14 protein-coding genes are annotated in these 15,327 nt (G+C 74.0%); 6 read left to right on the plus strand and 8 right to left on the minus strand.

Annotated features, from left to right (window positions below; translation table 11 throughout):
• Positions 1–21: 21 nt before the first annotated feature.
• From Pta02_RS27745 to Pta02_RS27755, 3 genes are all read right to left on the minus strand, one after another.
• The gene (locus tag Pta02_RS27745; RefSeq protein WP_203877894.1) at positions 22–984 is read right to left on the minus strand and encodes an extracellular catalytic domain type 1 short-chain-length polyhydroxyalkanoate depolymerase; all 963 of its coding nucleotides are present in this window, start codon (positions 982–984) and stop codon (positions 22–24) included.
• A gap of 211 nt (positions 985–1,195) precedes the next feature.
• Positions 1,196–2,350, minus strand: coding sequence for an NAD(P)/FAD-dependent oxidoreductase (locus tag Pta02_RS27750; RefSeq protein WP_203877895.1), 1,155 nt, complete (start codon positions 2,348–2,350; stop codon positions 1,196–1,198).
• Positions 2,351–2,540: 190 nt separating this feature from the next.
• The gene (locus Pta02_RS27755) at positions 2,541–3,065 is read right to left on the minus strand and encodes a hypothetical protein (protein ID WP_239131272.1); all 525 of its coding nucleotides are present in this window, start codon (positions 3,063–3,065) and stop codon (positions 2,541–2,543) included.
• 94 nt (positions 3,066–3,159) lie between these two features.
• On the opposite strand from Pta02_RS27755, the gene Pta02_RS27760 reads away from it, so the two are divergent.
• Both Pta02_RS27760 and Pta02_RS27765 read left to right on the plus strand, forming a co-directional pair.
• The gene (locus tag Pta02_RS27760) at positions 3,160–3,747 is read left to right on the plus strand and encodes an MFS transporter (RefSeq protein ID WP_203877896.1); all 588 of its coding nucleotides are present in this window, start codon (positions 3,160–3,162) and stop codon (positions 3,745–3,747) included.
• A 40-nt stretch (positions 3,748–3,787) separates the two neighbouring features.
• Entirely contained in the window at positions 3,788–4,555 is a 768-nt protein-coding gene (locus Pta02_RS27765; RefSeq protein WP_239131273.1) for a YcnI family copper-binding membrane protein, read from the plus strand.
• Between the two features lie 134 nt (positions 4,556–4,689).
• On the opposite strand, the gene Pta02_RS27770 is transcribed toward Pta02_RS27765, so the two are convergent.
• The 3 genes from Pta02_RS27770 to Pta02_RS27780 are packed head-to-tail and all read right to left on the minus strand — an operon-like array spanning position 4,690 to position 7,857.
• Positions 4,690–5,676: a DUF2705 family protein gene (locus Pta02_RS27770; protein WP_203877898.1), complete on the minus strand. Its 987-nt coding sequence runs from the start codon at positions 5,674–5,676 to the stop codon at positions 4,690–4,692.
• The gene (locus Pta02_RS27775; protein ID WP_203877899.1) at positions 5,663–6,724 is read right to left on the minus strand and encodes an ABC transporter ATP-binding protein; all 1,062 of its coding nucleotides are present in this window, start codon (positions 6,722–6,724) and stop codon (positions 5,663–5,665) included. The genes Pta02_RS27770 and Pta02_RS27775 overlap by 14 nt, the downstream gene beginning before the upstream one ends.
• A 5-nt stretch (positions 6,725–6,729) precedes the next feature.
• Positions 6,730–7,857, minus strand: coding sequence for a LolA family protein (locus tag Pta02_RS27780; protein ID WP_239131274.1), 1,128 nt, complete (start codon positions 7,855–7,857; stop codon positions 6,730–6,732).
• A 229-nt stretch (positions 7,858–8,086) separates the two neighbouring features.
• Between Pta02_RS27780 and Pta02_RS27785 the strand changes: the two genes are divergently transcribed.
• The 4 genes from Pta02_RS27785 (at position 8,087) to Pta02_RS27800 (ending at position 13,580) form a co-directional block, all read left to right on the plus strand.
• A complete protein-coding gene (locus tag Pta02_RS27785) occupies positions 8,087–8,761 on the plus strand; it encodes a response regulator transcription factor (RefSeq protein ID WP_203877901.1) in 675 nt (224 codons plus the stop codon).
• The gene (locus Pta02_RS27790) at positions 8,751–10,133 is read left to right on the plus strand and encodes a sensor histidine kinase (protein ID WP_203877902.1); all 1,383 of its coding nucleotides are present in this window, start codon (positions 8,751–8,753) and stop codon (positions 10,131–10,133) included. The genes Pta02_RS27785 and Pta02_RS27790 overlap by 11 nt, the downstream gene beginning before the upstream one ends.
• Positions 10,134–10,214: 81 nt before the next feature.
• A complete protein-coding gene (locus tag Pta02_RS27795; RefSeq protein WP_203877903.1) occupies positions 10,215–11,633 on the plus strand; it encodes a pyridoxal phosphate-dependent decarboxylase family protein in 1,419 nt (472 codons plus the stop codon).
• Positions 11,634–11,795: 162 nt separating this feature from the next.
• Positions 11,796–13,580, plus strand: a complete 1,785-nt coding sequence (locus Pta02_RS27800) for a S8 family peptidase (protein WP_203877904.1) — start codon at positions 11,796–11,798, stop codon at positions 13,578–13,580.
• 214 nt (positions 13,581–13,794) lie between these two features.
• On the opposite strand, the gene Pta02_RS27805 is transcribed toward Pta02_RS27800, so the two are convergent.
• Both Pta02_RS27805 and folP read right to left on the minus strand, forming a co-directional pair.
• The gene (locus Pta02_RS27805) at positions 13,795–14,457 is read right to left on the minus strand and encodes a potassium channel family protein (RefSeq protein WP_203877905.1); all 663 of its coding nucleotides are present in this window, start codon (positions 14,455–14,457) and stop codon (positions 13,795–13,797) included.
• Complete coding sequence (folP, locus tag Pta02_RS27810) at positions 14,450–15,316, minus strand: dihydropteroate synthase (RefSeq protein WP_203877906.1); 867 nt, start codon at positions 15,314–15,316, stop codon at positions 14,450–14,452. The genes Pta02_RS27805 and folP overlap by 8 nt, the downstream gene beginning before the upstream one ends.
• Positions 15,317–15,327 lie beyond the last annotated feature (11 nt).

Genomic DNA, 15,327 nt, shown 5'->3' on the forward strand with positions numbered 1-15,327 from the left:
CTGTTCCGTCAGGGACAGGGTTCAGACTCTGGGGTGGGCGGCGAAGAAGCGCCAGAGGGTGGCGGTGGCGTTCAGGGCGGTGGACGGGGGGTCGGCGCGGTCGCGGACCACTTCGCCGCCCGGCCACTGGTGGCCCGCTCCCTTGACGGTGATCAGTCCGACGGCGCGGCCGTGCCGGCATCGGGCGAGCGCGGTGGTGACCGTGGCCGACCCGGAGAGGGTGGACCGGCCGCAGTGGGCGGCCGCGCGCCAGCCGGCGAGGACCTCGGGCACGGGCGGGCCGTCGATCCGGGCGACGCCGGTGCCGGGCGAGCCGTCGAAGGGGACGTTGCGGTCGGCCGTACCGTGGATGTGCAGGACCGACAGCGGCGCCGGGGCGGGACAGCCGCCGAGGCGGGTCGCGGCCACCGGCCCGATCGCCGCGAAGATCGTGGTGTCGCAGGCCAGCCGGTAGGCCATCATGCCGCCGTTGGACATCCCGGTCGCGTACACCCGGCGGGGGTCGGTCCGCAGCCCGCCGGTGATCCGCTCGACCATCCTGCCGATGAAGGCGACGTCGTCGACGTCCTGCCGGCCCGGCCTGCCGCAGCAGCCGTCACCGGCGTTCCAGGCCCTGCCGTACCCGTCGGGATAGGCGACGGCGAAGCGGCCGCGCTCGGCCTGGGCGTTCCAGCCGTAGGACCTCTCGGCCTGCCGGGCCGAGCCGAACCCGCCGTGCAGCATCACCACCAGCGGCGCGTTCGCCGGAAGCGACGCGGGCCGGTAGAGCCGGTAGGAGCGTTCCCGCCCGTCGACGGTGATCGTGTGCACGGTGGTCGTGCCCCGCCCCCGCACGCTCGCCGCCCCGTCAGCCGCGGCCCCGTCGACCGCGGTCCCATCGGCTGTGGCCCCGTCGGTCACGGTGGACGCCGCCGCGGGTACGGCCGGCGCCGCAACCGGTACGGCCAGCACCGCCGCCGCGCACAGGCGCAGCACCGCCGGCACGCGCGGCGCAGGCAGCTCCGTCGGCGCGCTCGCACGGATACATGTACGACGGATCATCCGCATGCCCGGCCTTCCCTCCACGAGCCCTCCAGAGACTCTCCATGGGTGGTCCTCCTCTTCTCCGGAGGACGGCGGCCGCCAGTGAACCGGGTCTTTCTGGCAAATCTCTGAGACTCCCGCGACCCGCACCGGCCGGCCCCGGGGGTGCCGCTCACCGTCTCCGGGTTCTCCGGGCGTTCAGGAACCAGCGGGTCGCCACGGCGCGGGCCAGCGGCGGGGGGACCGTGCCCGCGCCCAGGCCGACCTCGACCAGCAGGTCGAAGACCTCGGAGCGCCGGGCGGCCACGTCGATCGCGGCGTCGATGAAACCGGGGAACTGGGCGAGGCGGGCGAGGACGTCGGTGGTGAGCAGGTGCCGTCCCAGGGCCGCGCGCAGGGCGCGCCGGTAGGCGGGAAGGGGGTCGGCGGCGGCCTGTACCGCGGCCTCGCCGGCGAGGCGGCCGGACAGCAGCGCGTAGTAGATGCCCTCGCCGGTGAGGGGGTTGATGAGGCTGGCGGCGTCGCCGGCCAGCAGGACCCGGCCGGCGCCGGGCACGGGCCGGCCCGGGGACAGCGGCAGGTGGTGGGCGCGCAGGTCCCGGGCCCGCAGGTGGGGCAGCAGCTCGGCCAGGCGGCCGTGCAGGACCTGGCGGCCGGGCCGGCCGGTGGCGCGCAGGCGGGGCAGCAGCATTCCGAACCCGATGTTGGCGGTGCCGTCGCCGACCGGGAACGACCAGGTGTAGGCGGGCCAGCCGTCGCGCTGCATCGCGATGAGCTGGACGTCGTCGTCCTCGGGCACGTCGGCGTAGCCGCGTACGGCTATCGCGGTGTGCCGTTCGGGAGTCGCGGCGGCGCCGATGAGGCGGCGCACGGTGGAATTGGCCCCGTCGGCGGCGATGACGACGCGCGCGGTGAAACGGCCGTCGACCGTGACGTGGCCGTCGTGGGCGCTGAGCGCGCGGACCGGGTGGCGCGTGAGGTGGACTCCGCGCTCCTCGGCGGCCCGTACGAGCCGGGCGTCGAAGACCTTGCGGGGCACGACGTGGTTGGGCCGCGCCGCGGTGGCGGCGACGCGCGCCCCGCCGGGCGAGATCACCGCCAGGCGCTGGATCGGCCGGTAGTCGGCGACCAGGCCGGGCACGCCGAGCAGGGCGAGCTCGTCGACGCCGTGGGCGGCGATGCCGTCCCCGCAGGCCTTGTCCCGGGGGAAGTCCGCCCTGTCGAGCAGGAGCACCCGCGCCTGCGGCCGCAGCTGCTTGACGCGCAGCGCCGCAGCCGAACCGGCGGGCCCGCCGCCGACGATGATCACATCCCACGTGCCCGCCATGCTCCGAACCTGCCACGTCCGGGCCGGGCGAAACCGCTCCGGCGCGAGCCGTACGGCGGCGCCGTCACCGCCCGTCCCGGACGGGACGGGGGCACGGCCTCGACCGTGTCCCCGATCGTCCCCGACCCCGGGGCCCCGCCCTGCCCGTGAAGGACGCCCGCCGACGCCCGGAAAGGCCCGGGGACGGGGCTCAGAAGTAGGCCGGGTCGCCGGTGCTCTCCTCGTACTCCTCGGACTCCCGCCGGGCCGGTCTGCTCCAGCGGGAGGGCATCAGGACGGGCACGAAGAGGGCGACGCCGAGCATGGCGTAGATCCCGCTGGTGAGCAGGGCGCCCATGCCCGCGGGCGCCTGGACGAGGGACTCGTGGAAGGTGGGCACCTCGGGCAGCAGGCTCAGGGCGCGCCCGGCGTCGAGGATGTAGATCACGGTCCAGGCCAGCAGGACCATCGACGGGACGAACCCGGCCAGCGGGGAGACCCGGCCGGCGACGATCAGGCCGAGCAGCAGCCCGATCCCGGCCATGACGCCCAGGGCGATCCAGATCTTCGTGTCGCCCGCGGGCAGGGGTGTCCCGCCCGGGGCGGGCGCGGGCCGCGTCAGAGCCGTCGCCGCGGCCCATCCCCCGCCGAGAAGCAGGACCGCCGTCATCACCAATCCGATCAGCAGCCCGACGACGTGCCGCATCGCCATCACCTCGGCTCCACGCGCTTTCACGGTCGCGGCAACCCTAGCCACAAAAGTGGCAAAGTGTGAGGCATCACGCACCTTTGGTCAACCGGATCGAGGACCGGCCACAGGTCGTGAGAGCATGTCTGCCGTCATGCGCGCCCGGCTCCCCTTACGCCTCCTGCGGGCGGCCGCCTTCTCGGCCGTCTGCGTGACGCTCGCCGTCCTCGGCCACGTGGCCGCGGGCGGTTCGGGCCCCGGGGCGTGGGCCGTGGCCGCCGGTGTGTCGGCGACCATGGCCGCGGCGGCCGCGCTCGCCGGGCGCGAGCGGTCGGCCACCGCGGTCGGCGTCGTGCTCGGGGCCGCCCAGCTGTCCCTGCACGAGCTGTTCGCCTTCGGCGACCCCGCCGGGATCTCCCTCGCCCTGCACTCCCACGAGCGTGGGCTCGGCGAGGACCTGGGCATGCTCCTGGCGCACCTCACCGCCACGGTGATCACCGGCTGGTGGCTGGCCCGCGGCGAGAACGCCCTGTGGTCCCTGCTGCACGCGGCCGGCCGGCACCTGGGCTCGGCCGGGCACCGCCTGGCCGCGGCCTTCCGCCTCCTGGCGGTCCCCGCCCGCCCGGCCGCCCCGGCGCCCGCGGCCCCGTCCGCCGCCGGGCCCGTCCGTCTCCCCGTCCTTCTCCGGCACACCGTCAGCCGGCGCGGTCCTCCGCTTCCCGCCGCCTGACCTCACCCCTTCCCACCTCAGCCATCAAGTGGAGATCTCCGTGTCCCTTTCTTCAGCGTTCTCTTCGGCGTGCCGTCGTACGGCGGCCGTCGCCGCCGGCGCCGCCGCGCTCACCCTCGGGCTGGCCCTCCCCGCCCTGGCCCACGTCACCGTCAACCCCGGCAGCGCCGAGCAGGGCGGCTTCACCAAGGTCGCCTTCCGAGTGCCCAACGAGCGTGACGACGCCTCGACGAACAAGGTCGAGGTCGCCTTCCCCACCGACCACCCGCTGGCGTTCGTCTCGGTCAAGCCGGTGCCCGGCTGGAAGGTCGAGGTCACCGAGGGCAAGCTCGACAAGCCCGTCACCACGGAGTACGGCGAGATGACCGAGGCGGTCACGAAGATCACCTGGTCGGGCGGGGAGATCGAGCCCGGTCAGTTCCAGGAGTTCGAGGTGTCGATGGGCATGCTGCCCGAGGGCACCGACCGGCTGGTCTTCCCCGCGACCCAGACCTACAGCGGCGGCGAGGTCGTGAAGTGGGACCAGGAGCCCGCCGCCGACGGCTCCGAGCCCGAGCGTCCGGCCCCGGTCCTGAAGCTCACGCCCGCCTCCGAGGAGGGCGACGGCCACGGCCACGGCGGTTCTTCCGCCTCGCCGGCCCCCGCCGCGGCCGCCGCGGCGCCGTCGGTGTCGCCGGTCGCCGCCGTGCACGAGGCGCCCGCCGACGGCACCGCCCGCCTGCTCGGCGCCGGCGGGCTGCTCATCGGGCTCGTCGGGACCCTGATCGGCGTGGTCGGCCTGCGCCGCGGGAGCCGTACGACCTCCTGACCTGCCTGCCCCGCGGGAGCCGTACGCCCCTCTGACCGGCCTGCCCGCGCCGACGGGGTCGTACGGCCGGCCTGCCGTCCCTGCGGAGGCCGGGCGGCCGGGAGCGGTGAGAACCGTCCCCGGCCGCCCGGATCTCAGGAGGTGATGTCCTTGCCGGTGAAGCGGGCCCAGGCGACCGAGCCGGAGATCGCCGTGTAGGCGGCGAAGACCAGCAGACCCCGGCCCATCTCCGCGGTGGCGATCGGGTCGCGCAGGACCCCGTCGAACCCGTTCCACCAGTGCGTCAGCAGGTACGGCTGGAGCCAGGACAGCTGCGGGATCACGCCGATGACCTGCACGACGATGACGGTCACCACGGTCGCGGCGATGGCGCCGATCGCCACCTCCGTCAGTGTGGACAGCGCCAGCGCGACGGCGGCCAGCGCGGCCATCCCGGCGGAGACGTACAGGACCACCAGGCCGATCCTGAGCAGCCCCTCCGCGAAGGGGATCGTCGTCCCCGACAGCAGGGTGATCGGCCCGGCGGGGAACAGCACCAGCCCGGTCACCAGTGCCGACACGGCGATCAGGCTGACGGCCGCCAGGCCGAAGACGACCGCGTTGCCGTACTTGACGGCCAGCAGGCGGGTCCGGCCGGCCGGGGCGGTGAGCAGATAGCGCAGGGTCCCGCCGCCCGCCTCGCCCGCGACCGCGTCGCCGGCCACCACCGCGACGGCGACCGGCAGCAGCAGCTGCACCAGTACGGACAGCGCGGCGAAGGTCAGGAACAGCCCGTTCCCGGTGATCTGCGTGAAGATCCCCCCGCCGCCCTCGGCCTGGGCCTCGGCGGAGATCGGCTCGGCGAACAGGCGCATCACGACGCCGATCACCACCGGGATGACCGCGAGCACGGCCAGCATGGCGATGTTGCGCGGCCGGCGGAAGGTCAGCCCGGCCTCCGAGCCGAACAGCCGCAGCCAGGACCGCACCGCCCCCGGCGCCCGGCCGGCGGAGACCGCCGCGCCCGGCTCCGTCCCCGAAGCCCCGGCGGAAACGGGGGCGGGCTCCGGCGCCGCGCCGGAGGCGGAGCCCTCCGTGCGGGCGTCCTCCGCGGCGGGCCGTACTCTCTCAACCGTCGACATCGAAGCCCTCCCCGGTCAGGCGCACGAACACGTCCTCCAGGCTCGGCCGCTGCACGGCCAGCCCGCGCACGGCCGCACCCGCGGTCACCAGTTCGGCGGTGACCCGCTCGGGGGCCAGCGCCCCCAGTTCGGCGACGGCCTCCCCGTCCCCGGTCCGGACCCCGGCCAGCCCGAGCCCGGTCAGTACGGCGGCCGCCACGTCGGTGTCCGGGGTCTCCACCCGGATCATGACCGCCTCGCCGGTGCTCAGCCGGCGGAACTCCTCGATGGGTCCCTGGGCGACCAGCCGCCCGGTCCGCATGACGCCGACGTGGGTGCACATCTGCTCCACCTCCGCCAGCAGGTGGGAGGAGACGAACACCGTCGTCCCGTCGGCGGCGATCTCCTTGACCAGCGCCCGGACCTCGCGGGTGCCCTGCGGGTCCAGGCCGTTGGTCGGCTCGTCGAGGACCAGCAGCTCCCTGGGTCCCAGCAGCGCGGCGGCGATGGCCAGGCGCTGGCGCATGCCCAGCGAGTAGGCGCGGTAGCGCTTGCGCGCCGCGGCGGTCAGCCCGACCCGTTCCAGCGCGAGCCCGATCCTGCGGGAGGCGGTGCGCGGGTCGGCCGCCGGGTCGGCGGCGTCGTAGCGGCGCAGGTTGGCCTCGCCCGACAGGTAGGGATAGAACGCCGGACCCTCGACCAGCGCCCCCACCCGGGGCAGCACGGCCGGGATCGCCCCCGGCATCGGCCTGCCGAGCATCTCCCAGGTGCCCTCCGTCGGCGTGACGAGGCCGAGCAGCATCCGGATGGTCGTGGTCTTCCCCGAGCCGTTCGGGCCGAGGAAGCCGAAGACCGAACCGCGGGGCACCGCCAGGTCCAGGCCGTCCACGGCCACCTGGCCGCCGCGGAAGCGCTTGGTCAGCCCCCGGGTGACGATCGCCTCGGGCGCTCCTTCAGTCGTCCGCTCCCGGGCCGGGGGGACGGGGCTCTCTCCGAGCCCCGCGGCGCCGCGAGGGCCGGCGTCGCGGCCCTCGCGGCTCCCTGCCAGGAGCCGGGTGTCTCCCGGCATCTCGCTCACTTCCGTCCGGCCGCCTCGGCCAGCTTCTCGGGGGTGACCGCGCCGACGAGCAGGCGCCCGTCGTCGGTCAGCAGAACCGACACCAGCTTGGTCCGGATCACCTTGCCGCTCCCCCACGGCCCGCTGATCGGGGTGGCGGACTCCAGCAGGGCCTCGGCCGTCGCGGCGGCGCTCTCGGACTCGGACCCGTCGCCTCCGGCGGACTCCGCCGTGAGGTCCTCGACCGAGAAGGGCAGCACCGCGACCGTGGTCCAGCCCTCGCCGACGGTCTTGACGTCCCCCTTCAGCTCCTCGCCCCGCTCGCGCCGCTGCTGCGGGTCGGCCCCCAGCTCGCGCCCGATCTCGGTCAGCGACTGCTCCTTCACCGTGGCGCCGGGCGGCGGGGTGAAGGTGAAGTTCTCCGGAGCGGGCGGGGTGAAGGCGACCGAGGTGAAACCGACCTCGAAGGCCGGCTCCGCCGCGCTCTTGGCGTAGACCTGGACCCGCAGCGGGACGAAGGTCTCCCCGTCGAGCGCCACCTTGACCTCCTTGACCAGGGACGAGGCGTCCTTGGGAGCGAGGGTGAGCTGGTAGGCGTCCCGTCCGGCGACCTTCTCGTTGGCGGTCACGCCGATGGCGGTGCCCTCCTCGGCCCGCTCCAGCACCTCCTGGGCCAGCTGCTGCGGCGTGGTCGCCGTGGGCAGCGCCTTCGGCGCCTGGGCGGCGTGCGCCTCCGGCGAGAGGTCGCCCTTGATCCGGGTGGCCGTGTTGTCGGCGCTCTCCCACAGCCACGCCTGGTCGCCGCCGACGATCAGGTCGGTCTCGCTCATCCGGCCGGCCAGGGCCAGGCGGACCTTGTTCTCGCCGCCGTACCAGACCTTCAGCTCGTGGGAGCCCGCCAGCAGGGCTGCCGGGGAGGTGCTCCCACCGGGCCCGGCGGCCTGCGGCAACCCCGGCAGGCCGAAGGAGGCGGTCTGCAGCAGGGTGCCCGACATGGGCCGGGGACCGGTCTCGGCGGCCCGGAGCGCGTCGGCGAGCAGCTGCTCGGCGGTGCGCTCGGGCAGCGCCGGGTCGCCCTGGACCGCCGCGATGACGGGACCGGCCCCGATGGCCCCGGCGACCAGCGCGGTCACGGCGATCGGCACACCCCACCTCACGGCGCGGCCTCTCCGGGTCGGCTGCCGGGTCGGTCGTGGTGTTCGCTCTGACATGTCACTCCTTAACGGTATTGCGTGCATCCCTTCTTCTCGCAGCCTGCGCGAGAGGTCCTGTGCCGACGCTGAGACAGCCTGAGAGTGCTCACAGGCTTCTCAGCCGGGTCTCAGCCGCGCTGCCCGAAGATATGGTGACGACCGGAGAAGAGGGGGGCGCACCATGCGGGTTCTCGTCGTGGAGGACGAGCGGCGGATGGCCGCGGCGCTGCAGCGCGGGCTGCAGGCCGAGGGGTTCGCGGTCGATCTCGCGCACGACGGCGAGGATGGCCTGCACCTGGCCAGGCACGGTGACTACGACGTGATCGTGCTGGACATCATGCTGCCCCGGCTGTCGGGCTACAACGTCTGCAAGCAGCTGCGCGCCGAGGAGAACTGGGTGCCGGTCCTGATGCTGTCGGCCAAGGACGGCGAGTACGACATGGCCGACGGGCTCGACCTGGGCGCCGACGACTACCTCACCAAGCCGTTCTCCTACGTGGTGCTGGTGGCCAGGCTCCGGGCGCTGCTGCGGCGCGGCGCGAGCCGCAGGCCCGCCGTGCTGCAGGCCGGGGACCTGTCCCTGGACCCGGCCCGGCGCAAGGTGAGCAGGGGCGAGACCCCGGTGGAGCTGACGCCCAGGGAGTTCGCCCTGCTGGAGTACCTGCTCAGGCGCCACGACGAGGTGGTGTCCAAGGCCGAGATCCTGGAGCACGTCTGGGACACCTTCGACACCGATCCCAACGTGGTCGAGGTCTACGTCGGCTATCTGCGCCGCAAGATCGACGTGCCGTTCGCCCGCAACGCGCTGCAGACCGTCCGGGGCGCCGGGTACCGGCTGGCCGGCGATGGCGGCTGAGCCGGTCACCGCGGGCGCCCGCCGTACGGCCGGGTGGTGGCGGCGCAAGAGCCTGCGCTTCCGGCTGGTCGCGGTCGCCTCGGCGGTGCTGGCGGTGGCGCTGGGCCTGTCGGCCTACGTGATGGTCGGGGTGCTGGGCAGGACGCTGATCGCCGCGATCGACGAGTCGATCTACCAGCGGGCCCGGGGGGTCGTCTCGCAGGCCGACTCCGGGCAGCTGCCCGACGAGCTGACCTCGCCCGACGGCACCCTGATCCAGGTGATCGACTCGGCCGGGCGCATCACCCACGCCACCGCCGGGACCGATCGGCTGGTCCCGCTGCTGAACGCGGCGGAGCGGTCGGCGGCGATCGCGCAGCGGCGGTCGCGCTTCCTGGACGGCGCGCCGTACGGGATCCCGCACCGGCTGCGCGTGCGGGTGCTCAGCGCCGACCGCGGGCAGACGGTGATCGCGGCCCGGCCCTTCAGCGAGGTCGAGACGAGCATCAGCACCGCCGGCCACGTGCTGATCATCGGTACGCCGCTGCTTCTCGTGCTGCTGGCCGGGGCCAGCTGGGTGATCATCGGCCGGACCCTGCGGCCCATCACCGAGCTGCGCCGCGGCGCCGAGGTGATCACCGGCACCGCCCGCTCCCGCCGCCTGCCGGTCCCCGAGTCGCGCGACGAGGTGCACCACCTGGCCACCACGCTCAACGCCATGCTGGACCGGCTGGAGCGGGCCGACGCCCGCCAGCGCGCGCTGGTGTCGGACGCCGCCCACGAGCTGCGCAGCCCGCTGGCCAGCATCCGGCTCCAGCTGGAGGTGGCGCTGGGCCATCCGGGCGGCCAGGACGACTGGCGCGAGACCGCCGAGGGCGTGCTGGAGGACACCACGCGCCTGACCAGGCTGGCCGAGGACCTGCTGGCCCTGGCCCGGCTGGACGAGCGCGGGGGCGCGCCGGCGCGCAGGGAACCGGTCGAGCTGGACGGGCTGGCCGCCCAGAGCCTGGAGCGGTACGGCCGGGCCGTCACGTTCAAGGCGGACGCGCCGGTCGTGGTCTCCGGGGACGCGCTGGACCTGGGCCGTGTCCTGGTCAACCTGGTCGACAACGCGCTGCGGCACACCGTCTCCCCGGTGGCGGTGGAGCTGCGGGCCGAGGGCGCGGACGCGGTGCTGACCGTGACCGACGACGGGCCCGGCATCCCCGAGGAGGACCGCGAGCGGGTCTTCGACCGGTTCACCCGGCTGGACAGCGCGCGCAGCCGCGACGAGGGCGGGGCCGGGCTGGGCCTGGCGATCGTCCGCGAGACGGTCAACGCCCACGGCGGCGCGGTCCACCTGGAGGACGCCGGCCCCGGCCTGCGCGCGGTGGTACGGCTCCCACTTTCATGAGCGAGGCTCGTCCTTTTTCGGCCGGAGTGGTTGACTGGCCGGGTCCGCGGTTCGCGGGAGCCGTACCCCCGGAGGAGTTCCATGAGCCTGCCTGACAAGGGCCGCGACATCGACGAGCTGATGGCCGAGATCGCCGGGCTCAGGGAGGGCGACCTGCCCGTGCGGGGCGGGAAGGTGACCGCGTACGTGTACGACACCGGCCGGCCGGAGGTGCACGAGGCGGCGACCCGGGCCTACGTCGAGATGCTGGAGGTCAACACCCTCGACCCCACCGCGTTCCCGAGCGTGGTGGAGATGGAGAGGCAGGTGGTCGGCGCGGTCGCGGAGCTGCTCGGCGGCGGCACCGGGATCTTCACCAGCGGCGGCACCGAGTCGATCATGCTGGCGGTGAAGGCGGCGCGCGACTTCCGGCGGGTCGCGGGCCGTCCCCGGATGGTCGTGCCGGTCACCGCGCACCCGGCCTTCCACAAGGCCGCGCACTATCTCGGAGTGGCGGTGGACGCGGTGCCGGTGGACCCGGTGACGTTCCGGGCGGACGCCGCGGCGGTGGAGGCGGCGATCACCGGGGACACGGTGCTGGTGGTCGTCTCGGCGCCCTCCTACCCGCAGGGCGTGATCGACCCGGTCGGGCCGATCGCCGGGATCGCCGCCGCGCGCGGCGTGCCGTGCCACGTGGACGCGTGCGTGGGCGGCTGGCTGCTGCCCTGGCTGCGTGAGGCCGGGGCCCGGATCCCGCCCTTCGACCTGTCGGTGCCCGGGGTCACCTCGCTCTCCTGCGACCTGCACAAGTTCGGCTACTCCCCCAAGGGCGCCTCGGTCGTGCTGTTCGCCGACCCGGCGATGCGCCGCAGGGCCTACTTCGCCTCGGCGTCCTGGCCCGGCTACACCGTCATCAACGCCACCGTGCAGAGCTCGAAGTCCGCCGGGCCGCTCGGCGGCGCCTGGGCCACCCTGCAGTCCCTGGGCCGGGAGGGCTATCTGGAGCTGGGCCGTACCACCCTGGCCGCGACCCGCCGCCTGCGCGAGGGCCTGGCCCGGATCCCGGGCCTGAGGGTGCTCGGCGATCCCGAGTCGTCGCTGGTCGCCTTCACCTCCGACGAGGCCGACGTGTTCGTGCTGTCCGACGAGGCCAGGAGGCGCGGCTGGTTCCTGCAGCCGCAGCTGTCCTACGCGGGCATCCCGGCCAACATCCACATCACCGTCACGGGGGTGACCCTGCGGGGCGTGGACGCGATGCTGGAGGTGATCGCCGAGTCGGCCGCGGCGGCGCGGGAACGGGGGCCGGTGGAGCTGCCCGAAGGGCTGGTGGAGCTGGTGGCCGGGCTGGAGCTGGAGGCGCTGGACGACGCGGCCTTCGGCGAGCTGGCGGCCGCCGTCGGGGTGGACCTGGGCGGTTCCGGGCAGCCGGAGATGGCCGTCGTCAACGCGGTGCTCGACGCCCTGCCGGCCGACAGACGTGAGGCGGTCCTCATCCGCTTCCTGTCGGTGATCTACGGCTAGGACACCGGCGCAGTTCCGTCCGTACGGGAGTATGTAACAAATCAATTTACGTCAGTAAGAATATTGCAGTAAATATGATGGCGGTTCACGATAGGGGACGCTCACCCTCCGCCCGCGCGGCCCCACGAGGGCGCCGGGTTCACCCCCAGCAGGAGGACCGCCATGAGCACCACCTCCACCACCCGATTAGCCGGGCTCACCGCCGCCGCACTGGCCCTCGTCCTCGGGACGGCCGCGCCGTCCTCCGCCGATCCGGCCCCGCCCTCCTCCGAGGAGTCCCCGCCGGCCGCGATCGCCGCCGCCGACAGCCCCACCGCGATCACGGGCAGTTACATCGTGGTCTTCAAGGACCGGCTCACCCGGGCCGGCCGGGACCGCAAAGCACGGGAGACCGCCGCCGGCCGGGGCGCCTCGGTCAGCGCCGTCTACCAGAGCGCGCTCAACGGCTTCGCGATGAAGGCCACCGAGGCCCAGGCCAGAGCCGTCGCGGCCCAGCCGGACGTGGCCTACGTCGAGCAGGACCAGGAGTTCACCCTGGTGGAGCAGGATCTCACCGCGACGCGGCAGGCCGTGGCGTCGTGGGGCCTGGACCGGGTCGACCAGCGCAACCTGCCGCTGGACGGCGCCTACACCCCGCCGAACAACGGCTCGGGCGTGCGCGCCTACATCATCGACACCGGCATCCGCATCGGCCACACGGACTTCGGCGGGCGGGCCTCCAGCGGACGCGACGTCTACGACAACGACAACGACGTGAGCGACTGCAACGGCCACGGCACCCACGTCTCGGGCACGGTCGGCGGCACCCAGTACGGCATCGCCAAGGGCGTCTCACTCGTCGGCGTCCGGGTGTTCGGCTGCGGCAGCACCACCTCCACCTCGATCATCATCGCGGGGGTGGACTGGGTGACGGCCAACGCGGTCAAGCCCGCCGTGGCCAACATGAGCCTGGGCGGCAGCGCGAGCACGGCGCTGGACACCTCCGTGCGCAACTCCGTCAACTCCGGCGTCGTCTACGCGCTGGCCGCGGGCAACGAGAGCACCAACGCCTGCAACCGCTCCCCCGCCCGGGTCGCCGAGGCGATCACCGTGGGCGCCACCACCAGCTCCGACGCCCGTTCCTCCTTCTCCAACTACGGAACCTGCCTGGACCTGTTCGCACCCGGCTCGTCCATCACCTCGGCCTGGAACACCGGCGACACGGCCTCCAACACCATCAGCGGCACCTCGATGGCCTCCCCGCACGTCGCGGGGGCCGCGGCGCTGCTGCTGAACGCCGGAACCGCTCCGGCGCAGGTGCCCGGCGCGATGATCGCCGCGGCGACCACCGGCGTGGTGGGCAACCCGGGCACCGGCTCCCCCAACCGGCTGCTGTACACCGGCGCCGGCGGCGGCGGTCCCGAGCCGACCGTGGTCTACTCCGACGACTTCGAGGCCGAGCGCGGCTGGACGGTCAACCCGGGCGGCTCCGACACCGCGGTCACCGGCCGCTTCGAGCGCGGCGATCCCGGGCAGGTGACCAGCGGCGGTACGGTCACGCAGCCGGGCACCACGCCCAGCGGGACCAACGCCCTGGTCAGCGGGGCCGCGGCCGGAGCGAGCGCGGGCGAGAACGACATCGACGGCGGCGTGACGAGCGCCCAGTCACCGGCCATCACGCTTCCCGCGAGCGGCACACTGACCCTGTCGTTCTCCTGGTACCTCGGTCACCTCAGCAACGCCGGCAGCGCCGACTACATCCGGGTCCGCGTGGTCGGATCGACCACCACGACCGCGCTGAACCAGACGGGATCGGCCGCCAACCGCGCCGCCGCCTACGCCACCGCCAGCGTCGACATCTCCGGCCACGCCGGCCAGACCGTCCGCATCCTGGTGGACGCCGCCGACGCCTCGGGCGCCAGCCTGGTCGAGGCCGGGGTGGACGACGTCAGGATCACCGCCAGGTAGGCGGGGAAGGACCCCCGCGAGCACGCCCCGAAAGGACACTCCCGCAAGGACGAGGACCCTCGGAAGAACAGGTGAGGCGATTCACTCCCGCCTCACGATCGGGCCACCCGTTCCCCCCACGGGTGGCCCGATCCTCTCCCGGGTCCGGGCGGGCCGATCACGGTGGCCGGTCCGGGTCAGGGGAGCCGGTCCGGGTCAGGGGAGCCGGTCCGGGTCAGGGGAGCTCGGCGAAGCGCTCCACGTCCTTGATCTTCCCCGCGATGATGATCACGTCGCCGTAGCCGAGGACGGTGTCCGCACCCGCGTAGGTGAACTCCTCCTCCTGGCCCTTGACGCAGACCACCGTCACGCCGTACTTGCGGCGCACGTTGGTCTCCCCGAGCGGGACGCCGATGTAGTCGCGGGGCGGACGGGTCTTGACCAGCGCGTAGTTGGCGTCGACCTCCATGTAGTCGAGCATCCGCCCGTTGAGCAGGTGCGCCACCCGCTCGCCCATGTCGTGCTCGGGCAGGATCACGTGGTGGGCGCCGACCCGGTCCAGGATCCGTCCGTGCTCGCGGCTGATCGCCTTGGCCCAGATGTCCTCGATCTCCAGCTCCACCAGCAGGGAGGTGGTCAGGATGCTGGCCTCGATGTCGGTGCCGATGGCCACCACGGCCCGGTAGAAGTCCGGCACACCGAGCTGGCGCAGCGCCTCCGGGTCGGTGGAGTCGGCGGCGACCACATGGGTGATCTTGCCTGCCATGCTCTGCACCACCTTGGGGCGGCTGTCGATCGCCAGCACCTCGGTGCCCCGGCGCACCAGCTCCGCGGCCAGCGAGCTGCCGAACCGGCCGAGCCCGATCACCACGACCGGGTCGTTCCTGGCGTCAGGCAACGGTCGTCCTTTCCTGTGCGAGCCCGTGACCGCGCAGGCGGGTGATCACGGCCAGGGCCGCGCGGGCCGAGGCCGCGTCGTGGACGCGGAAGACACGGGCGCCCTGCCAGGCGGAGACGGCGAGGGTGGCCATGGTACCCGCGTGGCGCTCCTCGACGGGAAGCCCGCCCAGGGTCTCCCCCACGAAGTCCTTGTTGGAGACCGCGACCAGCACCGGCCAGCCGGTGGCCACCATCTCGCCGAGACGGCGGCTGACCTCCAGGGAATGGTAGGTGTTCTTGCCGAAGTCGTGCGCCGGGTCGATGAGGATCGACTCGCGGGGGACGCCGGCGGCCACCGCCCGCTCGGCCAGTTCGGTGGTGTAGGCGATGACGTCGGCCGTCACGTCGGCGTAGGCGATGCGGTGCGGGCGGGTGCGGGGGGCCACGCGGCCGGCGTGCGCGCAGACCAGGCCGATCCCGTGCGCGGCGGCGACCGCGGCGAGATCGGGGTCGACCCCTCCCCAGGTGTCGTTGAGCAGGTCGGCGCCCGCGGCGGCCACGACCTCGCCGACCTCGGCCCGCCAGGTGTCGACGCTGATGATCAGACGGGGGTGGCGCTCGCGGACCGCGGCGACCAGATCGGCCACCCTGCGGATCTCCTCTGCCGGGTCCACCTCGTCACCGGGACCGGCCTTGACGCCGCCGATGTCGACGATGTCCGCACCGGCGCCGACCGCCCCGTCCACCGCCTCCAGGGCGGCCTCGAAGCCGTAGGTCCTCCCCCTGTCGAAGAAGGAGTCAGGAGTGCGGTTGACCACCGCCATGATCGCGAACTCGCCCGGCCGGAACTCACGGCCGCGAAGGCGCAAGATAGTCATCGAGACCGAGC

This window comes from Paraplanobispora takensis (assembly GCF_016863195.1).
GTDB lineage: Bacteria > Actinomycetota > Actinomycetes > Streptosporangiales > Streptosporangiaceae > Planobispora > Planobispora takensis.